The sequence below is a fragment of the Kribbella steppae genome, from assembly GCF_004342025.1.
In the GTDB taxonomy this organism is placed as follows: Bacteria; Actinomycetota; Actinomycetes; order Propionibacteriales; family Kribbellaceae; genus Kribbella; species Kribbella steppae.
On record NZ_SLWN01000004.1, the window covers coordinates 130082 to 146347 of the forward strand.

The following is a 16266-nucleotide window of genomic DNA, read 5'->3' on the forward strand; positions in this document are numbered from 1 at the left end:
TCACGCACCTTCCTGCTGGCTGGCCGTCGTACTGCCGCCGAGCCTTCGCAGCAGCAGCGCGAGCGCGAGGCCGATCAGGACCAGCAGTACGGCGATCACACTCGCCGGACCCATCAGGTTCGCCTGGAAACCGCGCTTGTACATGTCGAGGGCGAGCACCCGGGTCGCGTCACCCGGTCCGCCCGCGGTGAGGACGAAGATCAGGTCGAAGAAGGTCAGCGACCCGACCAGGATCAGCGTCGACGACGTGATGATCGTGTACTTCAGTTGCGGCACGGTGATGCTGAAGAACTGCCGGACCCGGCCGGCGCCGTCGATCGACGCGGCCTCGTACATCGAGATCGGGATCTGCCGCACCCCGCCTTGGTAGATCAGCGAGTGGAACGGGATGAACTGCCACGACACCACGAAGATGACCACGGCGAGGGCGAGGTCCTCCTGGCCGAGCCAGTCCTGGGTCAGGAACCCGATCTTCAGCCCGGCGCCGAGCCCGAAGTTCGGGTCGAGCAGCGCCTTGTAGGTGATCGCGATCGCGGCCGAGCTGAGCAGCAGCGGGATGAAGAACAGGACGGCGAGGAAGCCGCGGTACCGCTGCCGGCCGGCCAGGAAGGTGCCGAGCAGCATGCTGATCGGTGTCTGCACCACCCAGGACAGGATCATGATCTCGAACGTGACGAAGACCGTGTGCGGCAGGCTGGGATCGCGCAGGACCGAGCGCCAGTTGTCGAAGCCGGCCGGGTTGATGGGGCCCAGGCCGTCCCACTGGGTGAAGCTGAGGAACAGCACACCGAACAGCGGGACGACGCCGAAGACGATGAACATCACCAGCGCGGGGATCGCCATCCAGGCGACCGGACCGGCCCGGCCGGCAGCCTGCGTCATGCGCGGGCGCCGGCCCCCCGGGCGGGGCAGATCGGCGGGCGTGTCGGCCCAGCCGGTATCGACCGGGCCGCTGGACAGATCCGTCACGTCACTTCCCGATCACAGCGTTCATGCTGTCCGCGAACTGCTGCGGTGAGATCGAGAGCTGGAACAGCTTGGCGATGTTGTCGAGCAGGGTCTCGGCCTGGGTCGGGCTGAGCGCCTGGTCCCAGGACTGGGCGAAGTTCTTCGCGTTCGCCGAGGTGTCGTAGACGAAGTTCAGCCACTCGGAGTCGTTCTTGTCGGTGATGGAGGCGAGCTTGTCCTTGGAGCTCTTGGCCACGGCGATGTTGCCGGACTTGACCCAGGCGTCGACCGAGGCGTCGTCCAGGGTGTTGTTGGCCAGGAACTTCTTCGCGGTCGCCTTCTCACCGTCGGTGGCCTTCGACGAGATGGACAGGTACTGGCCCGGGTTGCCGACGGTGTCGCTCGGGTCGCCCTTGCCGCCGTCGACCGGCGGGAAGTTCATGTAGCCCAGGTGCCCGCCGGTGACGAAGTCGCCGCCGGAGGCCTTCATGTTGCCGTAGGTCCAGGCGCCGTGCAGCATCATCGCGGCCTTGCCGGTGAACAGCAGCGCCTGGTCGGCGTTGGAGTCGGCGGTGATCGAGGAGAAGCCCTTGATGAAACCGTTCGCCTTGATCAGCTTCTGCATCTCGTCGAGCGCCTTAAGCGCGGACGGGTCGGACCAGCTGTTCGGCTTGCCGTCGAAGATGTTCTGGAAGACCTCGGCGCCGCCGATCCGGTCGAACAGGAACTCCAGCCACATCATGTTGGTCCAGCGCGACTGGCCGCCGAGCGAGAACGGAGCGATCCCGGCGCCGTTGAACTTCGGCACCAGGTCCATGATGTCGCCCCAGGACTTCGGCGGCTCGGCGCCGATCTTCTCGAAGGACCGCTTGTCGTAGAACAGCACGATCGGCGTGGTGGTCTCGACCGGCATCGCGTAGATCTTGCCGCCGACGGTCGCGGCGCCGAAGGCGGACGGGAAGATCGAGTCCTTCAGGGTCGCGTTCTCACCGAACCACGAGGTCAGGTCCTCGACCTGGTTGGCATCGACGTAGCTCTTCAGGCCGCCGCCGCCCCAGCCCCAGATCAGGGTCGGGCCCTGGCCGGCGCCGATGGCGGTCTTGATCTTCTGCTTGTACGCGTCGTTCTGGAACTCGGTGTGCTTGATCTGGGTGCCCGAGTTCGCGTCGTTGAACCGCTTGACCTGCGCTTCCCGGATCGCCTGCTGAGGCTGGCCGGTCAGGAACCAGTAAGACGCGCCGCTGCCGGCCGCCGCACCACCCGTGGAGCCGCCGGAGCTCTGTGGACCTGAGGTACCACAAGCAGCAAGGCCGGCCGCGAGCGCGCCGCCGCCGACCAGGCCGAGGAAGGAACGCCGAGATGTCGTCATGGGATCCACAGTGATCTCCGTACTCCATGCCGCGGACCGCTCCACGGCGCGTGGGTTGCCAGGTGCGAAGGCCACCGGCAGGATGCATCGAGACGCCCCCCACCGGCTGCTCCACAGGTCGTGGAAGCACCTGCCGATTAAGACTATGTTTCGTAACGTAGATTTCGAAGGTTTCGCTGTCAAGACTTGAACTACCTGGTTTTTAGGGTCACAGTGAGGTCACGGATTCCCTGCTGTCACAGGCGATCCACAGGTTTCTGAGCATCGTGACGAGTGCGGCGACCACGATCCGAGTCTTCGAAACAGTTTCGATACTTTGTCACGGCAAAGCGCACAGGTTAAGGGAGAATTTCTTGTCCACCTCCGACTCCGCCAGGCCGGCGCCGACCCCGTCCGACCGCCCTTGGCTCGACCCCGCGCTGGCGGTCGAGAAGCGGGCGGAGTTGCTGCTGCAGGCGATGACCCTGGACGAGAAGATCGCACAGCTCGGCAGCCGCTGGGCCGGCAACGACATGGCCGATCACGAACTCCCCGCAGACGAGACCATCAACGTGGCGCCGATGGAGGACGTGTTCGCCGCCGGCGGATCGCTCTCGCTGGAGGAGGCGAGCCGGCACGGCCTCGGCCACCTCACCCGGGTCTGGGGCAGCGTCCCGCAATCGGTCGAGCACGGCGTGACAGAGCTGATCCGCCAGCACAAGGTGGTGCTCGAGGGGTCCCGGCTCGGCGTCCCCGCACTGGTGCACGAGGAGTGCCTGACCGGCTTCACGACGTACGGCGCGACCGTCTATCCAGCCTCGATCGCGTGGGGTGCGACGTTCGATCCCGAGTTGGTCGAGCGGATGGCCGCGGCGATCGGGCGCGATATGGCCGCGGTCGGGGTGCATCAGGGGTTGTCGCCGGTGCTGGACGTCGTCCGCGACTATCGGTGGGGCCGGGTCGAGGAGACGATCGGTGAGGATCCGTACCTGGTCGCAATTCTCGGGTCGGCGTACGTCCGCGGTCTGCAGAGTGCCGGTGTGCTCGCGACACTGAAACATTTCGCTGGGTATTCGGCGTCGAGGGCAGGACGCAACCACGGGCCGGTGTCGATGGGGCGTCGCGAGTTGCTCGACTTCATCCTGCCGACGTTCGAGACCGCGATCGCGACCGCCGATGCGGGATCGGTGATGAGTTCGTACTCCGACATCGACGGCCTGCCGGCGAGTGCGGATCCTTGGCTGTTCACCGAGGTACTGCGTGACGACTGGGGTTTCGGTGGCACGGTCGTGTCGGACTACTGGGCGGTGCCGTTCCTTTCGTCGATGCATCGCGTCGCGGTCGACAACGCGGACGCCGGTGTGGTCGCGCTGACCGCCGGCACCGATGTCGAGCTGCCGGACACGATCGGGTTCGCGGACTTGGCCGACAAGGTCAAGGCGGGTGAGGTCTCCGAGGACCTGGTCGATCGCGCAGCCCGCCGACTGCTGCTGCAGAAGGTCAAGCTCGGTCTGCTCGATCCCGACTGGACTCCGCAGGGTTCGGTCCGCGACGACGGCGTCGACCTCGACTCGGCCGAGAACCGCGAGATCGCGCAGCAGTTGGCCGAGCGCTCGGTCATCCTACTCGACGCGGGATCCGCACTGCCGCTGAATCGCGACCTGCGAAAGATCGCGGTGGTCGGACCGTCTGCGGACGATCCGCGCACGCTGATGGGTTGCTACGCGTTCCCGAACCACGTGCTGCCGCGGTACCCGGACCGCGGTCTCGGCGTCGGCGTGATCAGTCCGCTCGATGCCTTGCGCCACGAGATCGACGGCGTGGAACTCGTGCACGTGAAGGGTTGTGAGGTCACCGGCGAGGACCGGTCGGGTTTCGAGGCTGCGGTGACGGCGGCGCGCGACGCCGAGCTGTGCATCGCGTACGTCGGCGATCTGTCCGGACTGTTCGGCCACGGCACCTCCGGCGAGGGCTGCGACGCGGAGGACCTGCGGCTGCCCGGCGTACAGGGGGAACTGCTCTCAGCACTGCTCGACACCGGTACGCCGGTTGTCGTGGTGGTCGTGTCGGGTCGTCCGTACGCGCTCGGCGACATCGCGGATCGGGTTGCCGGTCTGGTGCAGGCGTTCCTCCCCGGCCAGAAGGGTGCGGCCGCGATCGCCGGCGTACTGAGTGGCCGGATCGTGCCGAGCGGCAAGCTGCCGGTGCAGATCCCGCGGCACGTCGGCGGCCAGCCCGGTACGTACCTGCAGCCGGCTCTCGGCAGTGTGGAGAGTGCGGGGATCAGCGGGCTGGAGGCCAGGCCGCTGTTCCCGTTCGGGTACGGCGCGTCGTACACCAGCTTCGAGGTCGGCGACCTGCGGCTGAGTGCGACCGAGATCAGGAACGACGGTGAGTTCACCGCGACTGTGCGAGTCCGCAACACCGGTGAGCGGGCGGGTGACGAGGTCGTCCAGCTCTACCTGCACGACGTGGTGGCGCGGATCGCCCGGCCGCTCAAGCTGCTGACCGGGTTCGCCCGGGTGTCGTTGGAGCCGGGTGCGGCCGTCGATGTCACCTTCCGTGTGCACGCGGATCGCACCGCGTACACGGGGCCGGACCTGCTCCGGATCGTCGAGCCTGGTGACGTCGACGTGATGATCGGCACGTCGTCACAGGACCTGCCGTGTCGGGCTTTGGTCCGGGTTACCGGGGATGTGAGGGTGGTGGGGCACGACCGCAGGCTGACAACTCCGGTCGAGGTCACGCCTGTCGTCGCCGAGGAAGCAGGAGGAGGGTGATGAGATGTCGCGGTTGAAGGGTCGCGTCACCCTGGCCAGCGTCGCCGGCACCGCCGGGGTGTCGGTCGCCACGGTCTCCAAGGTGCTCAACGGGCGCAGCGACGTCTCGCCGGCGACGCGGGCGCGGGTGCAGGAGATCCTCGAGCGGCACGGGTACGTCGGCCGCCGGCCCGAACCCGTCGAGCGGGACACCGTCGAGCTGTTCTACCAAGGCGTGGTGAACGCGTACTCGGTCGAGGTGATCCAAGGCGTCGTCGAGGCCGGCAAGGTGGCGGGCGTGGACGTCGTCCTGAACGCACATCCGCCGCACCCGCAGACCTCGAGCGCCGGCCGGGCCGCGCGCTGGATCCGCGAACTCATCGGCAACGGCCGGCGCGCGGCCATCGGCATCACCAGCGAACTGGCCGACGCCGACCTGGCCGCACTGTCCAGGGCCCGGCTACCGCTCGTGGTCGTCGACCCGGCCAACATCCCGCAGCCGGACGTGACGAGTGTCGGCTCGACCAACTTCGCCGGCGGGATGGCGGCCACCCAGCACCTGCTGTCGCTCGGGCACCGGCGGATCGCGTACGTCGGCGGACCGCCGACCTCGGGCTGCAACCAGGCCCGGATGAGCGGTTTCCGCAGCGCGATGGAAGCCGTCGGCGCGCCGGTGCCACCGGAGTACATCTGGTTGCGGGACTTCCTGTACGACGACGGTCTGGCCGGCGGAGCCAGCATGCTCGACCTGCCGGACCGGCCGACCGCGATCTTCGCCGGCAGCGACGAGGTCGCCCTCGGCATCCTGGAGGCGGCCCGCGCCCGCGGCCTGCGCATCCCCGAAGACCTCAGCGTGGTCGGTTTCGACGACACCGAGGTGGCCCGGCTGGCGTCCCCACCGCTCACCACCGTGAAGCAGCCGCTGCGCGAGATGGGCGCTGTAGCCCTGCGCACCGCACTCCAGCTCGCCGCGGGCGAGAAGGTGGACTCCCATCACGTGGAGCTGGCGACCACCCTCATCATCCGCGCCTCCGCGGCCCCCACCCACTACACGTCGATCGCCGCCTCCTAGGGTCGCTCCGGCGTCAGAAGCCGCCTGGTCCCGTTAGGGCTGGACTGCCTGGTCCCGTGAGGGCTGGAACAGTTTCCAGTGCCCCTCGGAGACGACTCGGGCGGCGCCGTCGACCACCGCGATCGCGGTCTCGTCGTCGATCGCGTACGTCGGTGCGGGAATCCGTGCCGCCCACTTCTCTGTGTTGGCCAAGGAAGCGTCGGGGTGGTGCACGTGGTCCAGGTGCGGGATCACCGCGAAGTCAACGAGTCCCGCTCCCTGTCCCGTGACCAGGATTCTGTCGACGTCCCCCTCGGGCGTGGCGAAGGCGACGTCCTCCGACTTCAGCGGTCCATCGTTCCCGCGGGGCGGTTCGACGTAGGTCTCGACGAAGGTGGAGGTAGCAGCGATGGCCCCGGCGCTCACCCCCACGTAGACCGCCTCGGAGCGCAGCGTCGGCAGGAGATCGGTCAAACCGGAGCGCCGCATCCAGTTGGCGAGGAACAGCGGGTCGCCGCCCCAGACCAGCAGTGCGTCGGCGTCGCGGACCGTTGGCACCCAAGCAGCCTCCTCGATGCTCGGCAGCACCGACAGCTCAAGGATCCCCAACGATTTCCAACCCAGGTCACACAGCGGCGATGGACCCTTGCCGCTCATCGCCTGCCACGCCATGTAGGGCGCGCCGGGGAAGGGGTAGATGGCGGTGGGGATGAACAGGGCGTTGGACTCGGCGATCGGCTTGCCCAGCAGGTCGACCAGCGCGTCGTGGATGCTGCTGTTCTTGATCCCGCCCGAGGTGAGAAGAAGCCTCATGGTCCTACCTTCCTGCGTTGCAATCTGGTGATCCCACGTGCGCCAGACGCAATACCAGCTCGCCGGAAGGATTGCGGGGCGGCGCCTCATTCTGTACCGTTGTGTGTTTGTGCGGAGGCATAAAAAAATGCCCCTCTCGGGGCATCTGATAACAGATTATCAGGAAATTCCGCGGTGCGCAATGGGACTTGGGGGCAAGGTGACGGACGAGGTGCTGGCACGGGAGATCGCCGCCGAACAAGGCGATGTGACGACGATGTACGACCGGCTCGACGTGCTCCGGGAACGCGCCAGAGGCGAATTGGCGCGGGTCCAACAGGAGGAGACGACCGAAACCGAACAGAGTTACACCGAACGCGAATCGTTCACCGACCTGTTCTCCGGCCGATTCGCGCAGTTGTCGTCGGTGGAACGCGGACTGTGTTTCGGCCGGATCGACACCGGCGACGATGAGCGGTTCCACGTCGGCCGGATCGGGCTGTTCGACGAGGACTACGACCCGCTCCTGATCGACTGGCGGACACCGGTCGCGCAGGTGTTCTACTGGGCGACCCCGGCGGCCCCGCTCGGCGTCACGCGACGCCGGCACATCCGGCTGCAGGGTCGGTCAGTGGTCGGGGTCGACGACGATGTCCTGGACCTCGACGCCATCGGTGACTCGGAGCGGCGGACGCTGATCGGCGAGGCCGCCCTGCTGTCGTCACTCGGCGCCAGCCGCACCGGCCGGATGAACGAGATCGTCGCGACGATCCAGTCCGAGCAGGACGAGATCATCCGGTCCGGCCTGCCCGGTGTGCTCGTCGTCCAGGGCGGCCCGGGCACCGGCAAGACGGTCGTCGCGTTGCATCGGGCGGCGTACCTGCTCTACACCCACCGCGAGCAGCTCGCGCGCAGCGGCGTACTGGTGGTCGGGCCGAACAGCACGTTCCTCCGCTACATCGATCAGGTCCTCCCCTCGCTCGGTGAGACCGATGTCGTCCTGGCGACGATCAGCGAGCTCTACCCGGGAGTCGTGGCGACCGCGCCGGAGTCCGAGACCGCTGCCCGGGTCAAGGGCGGCGAGGCGATGGCCGACGTACTCGCGCAGGCGGTGCGCGACTTCCAGTTGGTCCCGACCGCACCGATCGAGTTGAAGGTCGACCAGCAAAGGTTGGTCCTGCGGCCGGGCGCCGTACGGAAAGCGCGGCAGCGGGCCCGGGACACGGACCGGCCGCACAACCGAGCTCGGCCGATCTTCGTGCGCGGGATCCTCACCGCACTGACCAATCAGATCGTCGACCGGCTCGGGCGGCAGTACCTCAGTGAGGAGGACATCAAGGACATCCGCAAGGAGCTGGCCGAGGACGACCGGGTCCGGGCGCTGCTGGATCGGCTCTGGCCCGAGCTCACTCCGCAGATCCTCGTCTCCGTCCTGCTGTCGTCGCCGGAGCGACTCGAGGCCGCGGCTCCGCAGCTCGCCGACGACGAACGAGCAGCGGTACTGCGTCCGGTCGACGCGGACTGGACACAGTCCGATGTCGCGCTCCTCGACGAGGCGGCCGAGCTGCTCGGCGACACCGACGGGACAGTTGCCGCACGCAACCGTAAGGACGCGGACGACGCCGCGACCGAAGCGGCTAACCGCGAGTACGCCCGTGGAGTCGTCCAGATCGAGCTGACTGCCGACCGGATGACGCTGATGCCGTGGGAGATCGAGCAGTTCGCCGAGTTGGTCCATCGGCGGACGCAGCTGATCGAGAACCCGGGCACCGTAGCCGAGCGGGCGGCGTCGGATCGCACTTGGGTGTTCGGGCACGTCATCGTCGACGAGGCGCAGGAGTTGTCCGCGATGGACTGGCGGATGCTGATGCGCCGCTGCCCGCGCCGGTCGATGACGCTGGTCGGCGACATCGCCCAGACCGGTTCGGCGGCGGGCATCGCGTCGTGGGCCGACGTACTCGACAAGTACGCACCGCGGCGGTGGCGGAGCGCCCAGCTGACCGTGAACTACCGCACGCCGCTCGAGATCATGGCCGTCGCGGCCGACGTCCTGGCCGCGATCGACCCGACACTCAGCCCGCCGGACTCCGTCCGCGAAACCGGCATCCAACCGTGGATCGACGCGGTCCCTCCCGATGCGTTCCTCGATGTCCTCGTCGCCACGATCAAGTTCGAGCGCCAGGCGCTCGGCGACGGCCGGCTCGCGGTCATCGTCCCCACACCCCGGTACGACGAGTTGGCCGCCGTACTCTTTGACGTTGCCCACGGCCACGACCCGTCCGTCCTGGACGCGGACACCGCCCTCCTCGACGTCGCCCAGTCCAAAGGGCTCGAGTTCGACGCCGTCCTGATCGCGGACCCCGCCGGCATCATCAACGAGTCGGACCGCGGCCTGTCCGACCTCTACGTAGCCCTGACCCGCCCCACCAAACGCCTGACCATCCTCAGCCCAGGCGACCTCCCGGAGGTGCTACGACGTACTCCTCAGCGGTGAGGGAGGCACTGGCAGTGCCTGGATCGGCAGGGACTCCCCGCGAGGGGCGCGGGAGCGTCTTCACTGGATGCATGCGAGCGACTTACATGTACAAGGCCGGTGACGTGCGCGTCATCGACGTACCGGATCCGGTCGCTCAACCGCACTCCGCCTCCTCTCCCGCGACGCTCCGTCCGCCAAGTGGCTTCTGAGTAAGCGAATGGTCACGGTTGGTGAGAACTTTGGGCAGATGAGTTAAGTCCGTAACGAAAAGGTCCCGGAAAGCCCTGTCCTGACGTAATCTGCCGGACCATGCACAGAGGCGAGCCGGCCCGGCCCAACGTCGTACAGTCGGTGATTCTGTTCCTGCTGGTCAGTGGTCTCTGCGGCGCACTCGTCGCAGGCCTGGCCCTTCCGTTCGCCGGCCTGGCCGGAGTCACCACCGAGAAGGCCCACGACACCGTCCAGTACCTTCCGCAGGACCTGAAGACGGAGCCGCTGGCGCAGAAGAGCCAGATCTTCGCGGCCGACGGCTCGCTGATCGCCACCCTGTACCAGGAGAACCGGACGCCGGTCACGCTGAAGCAGATCAGCCCGCTGATGCTGAAGGCGATCATCGCGATCGAGGACGACCGGTTCTACGAGCACGGAGCGCTGGACGCCAAGGGCACCCTGCGCGCCCTGCTGCGCAACCAGTCGCAGGGTTCGGTCCAGCAAGGCGGCTCGAGTATCACCCAGCAGTACGTGAAGCTGAGTCTGATCGCCAAGGCACGCACGCCCGAGGAGATCCAGGCCGCCACCGCGGAGACGTACGAGCGCAAGGTCGCCGAGCTGCGGTACGCCATCGCGGTCGAGAAGCAGTACTCCAAGGACGAGATCCTCAACCGCTACCTGAACCTGGCCTTCTTCGGCGACCGCTCGTACGGTGTCGAGGCCGCATCCATGCACTACTTCGGTGTGCACGCGTCGAAGCTCACCCTGCCGCAGGCAGCCCTCCTGGCAGGCCTGGTGAAGAACCCGACCGGCTACAACCCGACGAACAACCCGAAGCGGGCCAAGGACCGCCGCGACGTGGTACTGCGCCGGATGCAGGAGCTCAACATCATCTCGGCCAAGCAGGCCCGGGACGCGATCCGTACGCCGGTACTCGACCCGGCCAAGGTCCGCAACGTGCCGAACGGCTGCGCCAACTCGAAGTACCCGTTCTACTGCGACTACATCGTCGCCAAGCTGAAGGAGAACCGCGCCTTCGGCAAGTCCAAGGAGGATGCCGAGAACTACATCGAGACCGCCGGCCTGATCGTGCGGACGTCACTCGACCCGAAGGTCCAGAAGGCGGCCGAGGCCTCGATCAAGAAGCACTCCAAGGCGACCGACTCGGCCGTCGCGGCGATCACGATCGTGGAGCCGGGCACCGGTCTGGTGAAGGCGATGGCGCAGAGCCGGCCGTACGGCAGCAAGAAGGGCCAGACGTCGTACAACTACAACGTCGAGAAGTCCTATCCCGGTGGGTACGGCGGGTTCCAGAACGGCTCGACGATGAAGGCGTTCACGATCGCGGCCGCGATCCAGAAGGGCGTCCCGATGACGTACCGGATCAACTCGCCGCAGGTCCTCCCGTTGAGCGGCAAGAAGTTCAGTACCTGCACCGGTACGACGGACGACCCCGACTACACGCCGAAGAACTCGACCAAGACGATCGCGGACCCGTCGATGCTCGACGCTGCCAAGGCGTCGACGAACACCTACTTCCTGCAACTGTCCCAGCAGATCGGCCTCTGCCCGATCGCGACCATCGCGTCGAAGCTCGGCATGTACGACGCCCAGACGATGGATCCACTGGAGCAGGTCGTCTCGTTCACACTGGGTTCCGCCGGTCTGATCACTCCACTCATGCTCTCCAACGCCTACGCGACCTTCGCCGCGCGCGGGATGTACTGCAAGCCGCAGGTGATCACCGCGGTCACGACCAGCAAGGGCAAGACGGTCCCGACTCCCGGGCCCAGCTGCAGGCGTGCGCTGTCGCCGACCGTCGCCGACGGCGTCAACTACGTGCTGCAGAAGGTGATGGAGCCCGACGGCACCGGTGGCAAGCTGAAGTTCGGCAAGAGCGACCTCGCCGGCAAGACCGGAACGATCGACAGCAACAAGGCGGTCTGGTTCGCCGGGTACTCCTCGAAGCTCGCCGCCGCTTCGGTGGTCGCGGATGCCAGCCCGCCGTACGACGATCTGATCGGGCAGACGCTCAACGGCAAGAAGATGCGCGACGCGTCCGGTTCCGGCACAGCGGGTCCGATCTGGGAGTCGGCGATGCAGGCCGCGCTTCTGGGGCTGCCCACGAGCCGGTTCGTGGCGCCGGACGACAAGACCATCCGCGGCAACGTGAAGGACCTGCCGAACCTGAAGGGGCTGCCGCCGGCCGAGGCGATCGCCAAGCTCGCGCAGCTGGGCTTCAAGGCCCAGGTCGCGCCGGCGCCGGTGGACTCGGACGCCGTGGCGGGCACTGTCGCCTACACCAGCCCACGGCAGGAGGACGGCGCGCCGGAAGGTGCGATCGTGACGCTGTTCCTGTCCAACGGCAGCAAGGCGATCCCGCCCACACCGCCGCCGACACCGCCCACCGGGCCGATCACCCCGCCGACGATCAAGCCGCCACCGGGCTTCCCGACCTGTGGGCCCTGGGATCCCAAGTACCCGAACTGCCGGCGCCGCTGACCGTCTTGTGGATATCCGCGACGGGCAGGATCGGTGAGTCACTAGGCTGTGGTCAGCAAATGCCTCAGCTGAAAGGGATTCCCGTGACCGTCGACGAGCTGCACCGCGCCCGCCAGGACTACGACGCCCTCGTCGGGCGGGGGCTGAAGCTCGATCTGACCCGGGGCAAGCCGTCACCGCGTCAGCTCGACCTCGCGAACGGGATGCTCGATCAGCAGGGCGCGCCGGTCTCCGCCGACGGTGTCGACCTGCGCAACTACGGCGGGCTGGAGGGCCTGCCCGAGCTGCGGGCGATCTTCGCCGGCGCGCTGCAGGTGCCGGCCGGCCAGCTGCTGGCGGCCGGCAACTCCAGCCTGGAGCTCATGCACGACGCGATCGTGTTCGCGTTGCTCAGCGCCGTACCAGGTGCGGAGCGACGCTGGGTCGACGAGCCGGAGATCACGTTCCTCTGCCCGGTGCCCGGGTACGACCGGCACTTCGCGGTCTGCGAGCGGTTCGGCATCAAGATGGTCCCGGTGCCGATGACGCCGACCGGTCCGGACATGGACGTCGTCGAGCGGCTGGCCGCTGCAGACCCACAGGTGAAGGGCATCTGGTGTGTGCCCAAGTACAGCAACCCCGACGGCACGGTCTACTCGGACGAGACCGTACGGCGTTTGGCCGCGATGGAGACCGCGGCGCCGGACTTCCGGATCTTCTGGGACAACGCGTACGCCGTCCATCACCTGACCGACACCGAGACCGAGATCGCCGACGTACTGGCCTTGTGCGCGGAGCACGGTCATCCGGATCGGGCCTTCGTGTTCGGGTCCAGCTCGAAGATCACCTTCGCCGGCAGCGGTGTCGCGTTCTTCGGCTCCTCCCCCGCCAACATCGCGTGGTGGTTGAGCCACACCTCGAAGCGCAGCATCGGCCCGGACAAGATCAACCAGCTCCGGCACGTCCGCTTCCTCCGCGACGCTGACGGCCTGCGGCAGCACATGCGCAACCTGGCGGAGTTGATCCGGCCCAAGTTCGAGGCGGTCGACAAGATCCTCACCGCCGAGCTCGGCGGCACCGGCCTGGCCTCCTGGACCAGCCCGGCCGGCGGCTACTTCATCTCCCTGCAGGTGCCGGAAGGCTGTGCCCGCGCGGTCGTCGCCAAGGCGAAGGACGCCGGCATCGCCCTCACCCCGGCCGGCGCCAGCCACCCGTACGGCGACGACCCCGACGACCGCACGATCCGCATCGCCCCCACCTACCCCGAGCTCCCCGAGGTCGAGGCCGCCATCGCCGGCCTCACCACCTGCATCCGCCTCGTCGGCGCGGAGAACCAGGCGGCTACCTGAGCCATCCCGCCGGGCAAGCTCAGCCTGTGCCGGTGACGTCGAGGATGAAGCGTTGGGCGGGACTCAGCCGCTTGTACGTCTCGACCCGGAGGTAGGCCTGCTGGTCGAGCTGCTGTGGCAGGTGGCGCAGTGCGAAGTAGGAGTGCATCGCCCGGCGCGGCTTGTCGGTGCGGTTCTGGGTGCCGCCATGCCACAGGTGGCTGTTGAACACCACAACCGTTCCGGCCCTGCCGGTCAGCTGGATCTGGTCCGGGTGCTCGTCTCCCGGGTTGGCCATCTCGTCGCCGGGCATGGTTCCGCGCCGGTGCGACCCGGGCACGACGCGCGTGGCGCCGTTCTCCGGTGTGAAGTCGTCGAGCAGCCAGATCGAGTTGCACACCTCGTACGCGCCGGGCTCGACCGGGTGGCCGAAGTCGGCGTGCAGGCCCTGGTGTCCTTGACCTGGACGTGCCGCGCGGCTGTTCAGGGACGACAACTTGAACTCGCCGAGCACATGCTTCATCGCGGCCAGGACACGTGGGTGGCAGAAGCACACCTCGAACTTCGGGTCCTTGTTGACCAGGTCCGCGAGCCGGTCGGTGCCGTTCTCCTGATGCACTTCCAGGCCCGCCCGGTCGCCCTCGGCGGCGGTGAGCTCGGCCATCCGCTTGTTGAGGCCGGACACCTCCTCCGGCGTGAGAATTCCCTCCAGCGGGAGGAATCCGTCGCGGTCGAGCTGGTCCTTCTCGCGTTGCGTGAGCACGTTGTCGGTCACGCCGAGGTCGCGAAGTGCGGTCGCCATATCCATATCGAGTACTCCTTCACAGGTGCACGAATCGATGCCAGCATCGATGCGACGTGCCCGAGAAACAATGCAGAAGGCAACCGCGCTTATGCACAAATCGCTTCGGCTGCTCGGCGCCGGCGTACACACCGCCGGGCCGGGCAAGGACTATCCGTCGCACGCGCACACCTCGTGGGAGCTGGTCTACTACGTGCGCGGGCGGATCACCTGCCCCGTCGGCGAGGAGACGTACGCCGCCACGCCGGGGACCGTACTGCTCACCCCGCCGCGGACGTGGCACGCCGAGCTCAGCCGCACCGGCTACGTCAACCGCTTCTTGCAGGTCGACGCCGCTGCCGGCTGGCCGTGGCCACGCGTCTGCTTCGACGACGGCGAGCGCAGCCTCGGCCGGGTCTTCGACGCACTCGTCCGCGAGAGCACGCAACCCGGCGACGACAGCGACCGGCTGTGCTCTTTGCTGCTCGGCGAGCTCGACCTGCTGCTGCGCCGCGCCGCAGCGGCGGCGCCGGTGACCGCGGCGGATCAATTGGTCGCGCAGGCAGAGCGGATCTTCGAGGAACGCTTCGCCTCGGGCATCCGGATCGGCTCGGTCGCCGCCGAGCTCGGCATCTCGCCGTCCGGGCTGCGGGCGTCCTTCGCGCGGCTGCGCGGCACGAGCCCGCGCGCGGCGCTGCAGAACGTCCGGTTGCGGCACGCGCTGGGCCACATCCGCAACTCCACGTTGACGCTGCAGGCGATCGCGGAGCTGACCGGCTACGACTCGGTCAGCCACCTCAGCCGCCACGTCAAGGCCGCGACCGGTTCGGCGCCGGGCGCGTTGCGTACCGCGGAATGAGAGGCCGTGTTACTTCCCAAGGTTGGCGCCGTGGACTGTTTGGCCGGGTGGCTACCGCGAGGCGGTCAGGCGGTTGGGATCTCGAAGAGCAGGCAGGTCGAGGTGGCGTGCGCCAGCAGGGTGCCGTGTTCGTCGAAGAGGCGGGATTCGGCCGCGGCAGTGCGGCGGCCCCGGCTGATGATGGCGCCTTCACAGCGGAGTAGCCCGGAGGCGACCGTGACTGGCTTGAGGAAGCGTGTCATCAGGTCGAGTGAGGTGTAGCCGACGCCGGCCGGGAGCGTCGAGTGCACGGTACAGCCGGCCGCGGTGTCGAGCAGGGTCGCGATGACTCCGCCGTGCACCGTGCCGAGCGGGTTGTAGTGGAACTCCTCCGCCGGCATGAAGACCGTGACCTTGCCCTCCTCGACCTCGATCCCGGTCCCACCGACCAGTTGCAGGATCGGCGGCGCCGGGATCTTCCCGTCCCGCATCGCCTGCAACATCTCCAGCCCGGAGATCGCGCCGAGCGACGCCGCCGTCTGCGCCGGGTCGGACCAGGAGAAGGTACGGCTGCGGGTCGCCTGCTGGGTCTCAGTCATGGACCGAGCCTCACATCACCCACCTGGGTCTGTCAACGAGACCTAGCACTCACTACGATGGCCGGTATGACGGTGTCGAATGCCACGACGTACGACGCTTTGGACTGGTCGGTGGACAACTGCCCGATCGGCCGGGCGATGGAGATCCTCGGCGAGCGGTGGACCGTGGTGGTGCTGCGCGAGGTGTTCAACGGCATCCGCCGGTTCGACGACCTGCGGATCCGGACCGATATCCCCCGGCAGGTGCTGTCCAACCGGCTCAGCAAACTCGTCGACCACGGCATCCTCCGCCGGGTACCGTACCGCGAGCCCGGCGCACGGCAACGCGACGAGTACCGGCTGACCGAGAAGGGTTTCGACCTTTACCCGCTGCTCATCGCGATCCGGGACTGGGGTGACAAGTACCTCGTCGGCGAGGAAGGCTCACCGCTCACCATCACCCATCGCGACTGCGGTGCAGTCGTCCACACCGAGATCCACTGCGAGTCCGGCCACAGCATCGAGTCACCGCGCGACGCCGTACCGCGACCAGGTCCCGGCGCTCGCCTGCGGCGTTCAAACGTATGAAATGAAGGGCTTTCGGGCCCCCTGCCACACTTCGCGCACGGTCTTCGGTAGGCTGCATCGCCGACGGACAACCTCTCGGGGACTAGGA

The 16266-nt window shown here is 67.7% G+C and carries 12 protein-coding genes; 7 read left to right on the plus strand and 5 right to left on the minus strand.

Annotated elements, in window-relative coordinates; all coding sequences use genetic code 11:
* Both EV652_RS12685 and EV652_RS12690 read right to left on the minus strand, forming a co-directional pair.
* Complete coding sequence (locus EV652_RS12685; RefSeq protein ID WP_242001719.1) at positions 1–969, minus strand: carbohydrate ABC transporter permease; 969 nt, start codon at positions 967–969, stop codon at positions 1–3.
* Position 970: 1 nt separating this feature from the next.
* A complete protein-coding gene (locus EV652_RS12690) occupies positions 971–2317 on the minus strand; it encodes an extracellular solute-binding protein (RefSeq protein ID WP_132209298.1) in 1347 nt (448 codons plus the stop codon).
* A 353-nt stretch (positions 2318–2670) separates the two neighbouring features.
* Here EV652_RS12690 and EV652_RS12695 point away from each other — a divergent pair, with 353 nt between their 5' ends.
* Together EV652_RS12695 and EV652_RS12700 are read left to right on the plus strand one after the other, a co-directional pair.
* The gene (locus EV652_RS12695) at positions 2671–5076 is read left to right on the plus strand and encodes a glycoside hydrolase family 3 N-terminal domain-containing protein (RefSeq protein ID WP_242001720.1); all 2406 of its coding nucleotides are present in this window, start codon (positions 2671–2673) and stop codon (positions 5074–5076) included.
* A gap of 4 nt (positions 5077–5080) precedes the next feature.
* Positions 5081–6127, plus strand: coding sequence for a LacI family DNA-binding transcriptional regulator (locus EV652_RS12700; RefSeq protein ID WP_132209299.1), 1047 nt, complete (start codon positions 5081–5083; stop codon positions 6125–6127).
* A 33-nt stretch (positions 6128–6160) separates the two neighbouring features.
* Here the strand turns inward: EV652_RS12700 and EV652_RS12705 are convergent, their stop codons facing one another.
* A complete protein-coding gene (locus EV652_RS12705) occupies positions 6161–6919 on the minus strand; it encodes a Type 1 glutamine amidotransferase-like domain-containing protein (protein ID WP_132209300.1) in 759 nt (252 codons plus the stop codon).
* 181 nt (positions 6920–7100) lie between these two features.
* On the opposite strand from EV652_RS12705, the gene EV652_RS12710 reads away from it, so the two are divergent.
* The 3 genes from EV652_RS12710 to EV652_RS12720 all read left to right on the plus strand — a co-directional run bounded on the left by EV652_RS12710 (position 7101) and on the right by EV652_RS12720 (position 13414).
* The gene (locus EV652_RS12710; RefSeq protein ID WP_132209301.1) at positions 7101–9392 is read left to right on the plus strand and encodes a HelD family protein; all 2292 of its coding nucleotides are present in this window, start codon (positions 7101–7103) and stop codon (positions 9390–9392) included.
* Positions 9393–9683: 291 nt separating this feature from the next.
* Entirely contained in the window at positions 9684–12086 is a 2403-nt protein-coding gene (locus tag EV652_RS12715) for a penicillin-binding protein (protein ID WP_132209302.1), read from the plus strand.
* A 59-nt stretch (positions 12087–12145) separates the two neighbouring features.
* The gene (locus tag EV652_RS12720) at positions 12146–13414 is read left to right on the plus strand and encodes an aspartate aminotransferase type Ic (protein WP_132209303.1); all 1269 of its coding nucleotides are present in this window, start codon (positions 12146–12148) and stop codon (positions 13412–13414) included.
* Positions 13415–13433: 19 nt separating this feature from the next.
* Here the strand turns inward: EV652_RS12720 and EV652_RS12725 are convergent, their stop codons facing one another.
* On the minus strand, positions 13434–14201 hold the full coding sequence (locus EV652_RS12725; protein ID WP_132209304.1) for a phytanoyl-CoA dioxygenase family protein: 768 nt from the start codon (positions 14199–14201) through the stop codon (positions 13434–13436).
* Between the two features lie 85 nt (positions 14202–14286).
* On the opposite strand from EV652_RS12725, the gene EV652_RS12730 reads away from it, so the two are divergent.
* Complete coding sequence (locus tag EV652_RS12730; RefSeq protein ID WP_158441152.1) at positions 14287–15033, plus strand: AraC family transcriptional regulator; 747 nt, start codon at positions 14287–14289, stop codon at positions 15031–15033.
* Positions 15034–15098: 65 nt separating this feature from the next.
* Here EV652_RS12730 and EV652_RS12735 read toward each other — a convergent pair whose 3' ends face one another.
* Positions 15099–15611: a PaaI family thioesterase gene (locus EV652_RS12735; RefSeq protein ID WP_132209306.1), complete on the minus strand. Its 513-nt coding sequence runs from the start codon at positions 15609–15611 to the stop codon at positions 15099–15101.
* A gap of 66 nt (positions 15612–15677) precedes the next feature.
* Here EV652_RS12735 and EV652_RS12740 point away from each other — a divergent pair, with 66 nt between their 5' ends.
* Positions 15678–16178: a winged helix-turn-helix transcriptional regulator gene (locus tag EV652_RS12740; protein ID WP_132209307.1), complete on the plus strand. Its 501-nt coding sequence runs from the start codon at positions 15678–15680 to the stop codon at positions 16176–16178.
* Positions 16179–16266: the final 88 nt, after the last annotated feature.

Bases quoted from the DNA above. Each gene is read 5' to 3' on its own strand.
- EV652_RS12690 (WP_132209298.1), bottom strand. From the start codon at position 2,317: ATGACGACATCTCGGCGTTCCTTCCTCGGCCTGGTCGGCGGCGGCGCG.
- EV652_RS12700 (WP_132209299.1), top strand. From the start codon at position 5,081: ATGTCGCGGTTGAAGGGTCGCGTCACCCTGGCCAGCGTCGCCGGCACC.
- EV652_RS12705 (WP_132209300.1), bottom strand. From the start codon at position 6,919: ATGAGGCTTCTTCTCACCTCGGGCGGGATCAAGAACAGCAGCATCCAC.
- EV652_RS12710 (WP_132209301.1), top strand. From the start codon at position 7,101: ATGGGACTTGGGGGCAAGGTGACGGACGAGGTGCTGGCACGGGAGATC.
- EV652_RS12715 (WP_132209302.1), top strand. From the start codon at position 9,684: ATGCACAGAGGCGAGCCGGCCCGGCCCAACGTCGTACAGTCGGTGATT.
- EV652_RS12720 (WP_132209303.1), top strand. From the start codon at position 12,146: ATGCCTCAGCTGAAAGGGATTCCCGTGACCGTCGACGAGCTGCACCGC.
- EV652_RS12725 (WP_132209304.1), bottom strand. From the start codon at position 14,201: ATGGATATGGCGACCGCACTTCGCGACCTCGGCGTGACCGACAACGTG.
- EV652_RS12730 (WP_158441152.1), top strand. From the start codon at position 14,287: ATGCACAAATCGCTTCGGCTGCTCGGCGCCGGCGTACACACCGCCGGG.
- EV652_RS12735 (WP_132209306.1), bottom strand. From the start codon at position 15,611: ATGACTGAGACCCAGCAGGCGACCCGCAGCCGTACCTTCTCCTGGTCC.
- EV652_RS12740 (WP_132209307.1), top strand. From the start codon at position 15,678: ATGACGGTGTCGAATGCCACGACGTACGACGCTTTGGACTGGTCGGTG.